This is a genomic window from Lysinibacillus sp. NPDC094403, from assembly GCF_050278745.1.
In the GTDB taxonomy this organism is placed as follows: Bacteria; Bacillota; Bacilli; order Bacillales_A; family Planococcaceae; genus Lysinibacillus.
The window spans coordinates 1-1,531 of sequence record NZ_JBNNTL010000043.1; the positions used below are offsets into that span (position 1 = coordinate 1).

At 52.8% G+C, this 1,531-nt stretch carries 15 tRNA genes and 1 rRNA gene; all 16 read right to left on the reverse strand.

The annotated features are described in order from the left end of the window. Positions 1-19: 19 nt before the first annotated feature. Positions 20-95, reverse strand: a tRNA-Phe gene (locus ACQKMV_RS23750). A 14-nt stretch (positions 96-109) separates the two neighbouring features. Then, a tRNA-Asp gene (locus ACQKMV_RS23755) sits at positions 110-185 on the reverse strand. A 3-nt stretch (positions 186-188) separates the two neighbouring features. Next, positions 189-263 (reverse strand) — tRNA-Met (locus ACQKMV_RS23760). Between the two features lie 51 nt (positions 264-314). Then, positions 315-407, reverse strand: a tRNA-Ser gene (locus ACQKMV_RS23765). A 15-nt stretch (positions 408-422) separates the two neighbouring features. Then, positions 423-499, reverse strand: a tRNA-Ile gene (locus tag ACQKMV_RS23770). A 7-nt stretch (positions 500-506) separates the two neighbouring features. Then, positions 507-580: transfer RNA gene (locus ACQKMV_RS23775), tRNA-Met, on the reverse strand. A 26-nt stretch (positions 581-606) separates the two neighbouring features. After that, positions 607-682, reverse strand: a tRNA-Ala gene (locus tag ACQKMV_RS23780). 6 nt (positions 683-688) lie between these two features. Then, a tRNA-Pro gene (locus ACQKMV_RS23785) sits at positions 689-765 on the reverse strand. 13 nt (positions 766-778) lie between these two features. Then, positions 779-855, reverse strand: a tRNA-Arg gene (locus ACQKMV_RS23790). Positions 856-872: 17 nt separating this feature from the next. Further along, positions 873-961, reverse strand: a tRNA-Leu gene (locus tag ACQKMV_RS23795). Positions 962-966: 5 nt separating this feature from the next. Continuing rightward, positions 967-1,041: transfer RNA gene (locus tag ACQKMV_RS23800), tRNA-Gly, on the reverse strand. Positions 1,042-1,087: 46 nt separating this feature from the next. Further along, positions 1,088-1,172, reverse strand: a tRNA-Leu gene (locus tag ACQKMV_RS23805). A 21-nt stretch (positions 1,173-1,193) separates the two neighbouring features. Further along, a tRNA-Lys gene (locus tag ACQKMV_RS23810) sits at positions 1,194-1,269 on the reverse strand. 4 nt (positions 1,270-1,273) lie between these two features. Continuing rightward, positions 1,274-1,349: transfer RNA gene (locus tag ACQKMV_RS23815), tRNA-Thr, on the reverse strand. 3 nt (positions 1,350-1,352) lie between these two features. Then, positions 1,353-1,428, reverse strand: a tRNA-Val gene (locus ACQKMV_RS23820). A gap of 10 nt (positions 1,429-1,438) precedes the next feature. Beyond that, positions 1,439-1,531, reverse strand: a 5S ribosomal RNA gene (rrf, locus tag ACQKMV_RS23825); the annotation flags it as partial.

A 1,531-nucleotide genomic window follows, 5' to 3' on the forward strand; every position in this document is an offset into this window, starting at 1 on the left:
ATTAAACTACACCCGCATATGGTGGGTCAGGACGGAATCGAACCGCCGACACTTAGAGCTTCAATCTAATGCTCTACCAACTGAGCTACTGACCCATATTTTAAAAAAATGGCGGTCCCGACCGGGATCGAACCGGCGATCTCCTGCGTGACAGGCAGGCATGTTAACCGCTACACCACGGGACCATTTGGTTGCGGGGGCCGGATTTGAACCAACGACCTTCGGGTTATGAGCCCGACGAGCTACCACTGCTCCACCCCGCGTTAATAGGATATTCTTTTCGAGTTTTTTCAAGCGCCATTTATAAAATAAACTGGAGGAGGTAGAGGGATTCGAACCCCCGCGCGGTGTTACCCGCCTGTCGGTTTTCAAGACCGATCCCTTCAGCCAGACTTGGGTATACCTCCGTAACAATATATAAATGGTGGACCTTGCAGGACTCGAACCTGCGACCGGACGGTTATGAGCCGTCTGCTCTAACCAACTGAGCTAAAGGTCCTTTAAGATGGCGGCAGAGGGGATCGAACCCCCGACCTTACGGGTATGAACCGTACGCTCTAGCCAGCTGAGCTACGCCGCCAGGATCTTTATACTGGTTATCTTTTATGGTGGAGCCTAGCGGGATCGAACCGCTGACCTCCTGCGTGCAAGGCAGGCGCTCTCCCAGCTGAGCTAAGGCCCCATAAAATGGTCGGAATGACAGGATTCGAACCTACGACCCCTTGGTCCCAAACCAAGTGCTCTACCAAGCTGAGCTACATTCCGATAAATATTAATTTGGCGCGCCCGACAGGAGTCGAACCCATAACCTTCTGATCCGTAGTCAGACGCTCTATCCAATTGAGCTACGGGCGCTAAGTTTTAAAATAAAATGGTGCCGAGGGCCGGAATCGAACCGGCACGGTAGTCACCTACCGCAGGATTTTAAGTCCTGTGCGTCTGCCAGTTCCGCCACCCCGGCACATTTGGAGCGGAAGACGAGGTTCGAACTCGCGACCCCCACCTTGGCAAGGTGGTGTTCTACCACTGAACTACTTCCGCATGTGCATAAGATTTATTTATCCTGGCAATTATGAAATTCTAAAAATGGTGCGGGTGAAGGGAGTCGAACCCCCACGCCTTGCGGCGCTAGATCCTAAGTCTAGTGCGTCTGCCAATTCCGCCACACCCGCATATAATTGTTGGCAATAAAATGGTGAGCCATGAAGGACTCGAACCTTCGACCCTCTGATTAAAAGTCAGATGCTCTACCAACTGAGCTAATGGCTCAAAATGGTGCCGGCGATAGGAGTCGAACCCACGACCTACTGATTACAAGTCAGTTGCTCTACCAACTGAGCTACACCGGCAAATGGTGGAGGATGACGGGCTCGAACCGCCGACCCCCTGCTTGTAAGGCAGGTGCTCTCCCAGCTGAGCTAATCCTCCTGGGTATTATGCCTAGCGACGTCCTACTCTCACAGGGGGAAGCCCCCAACTACCATCGGCGCTAAAGAGCTTAACTTCCGTGTTCGGTATGGGAACGGGTGTG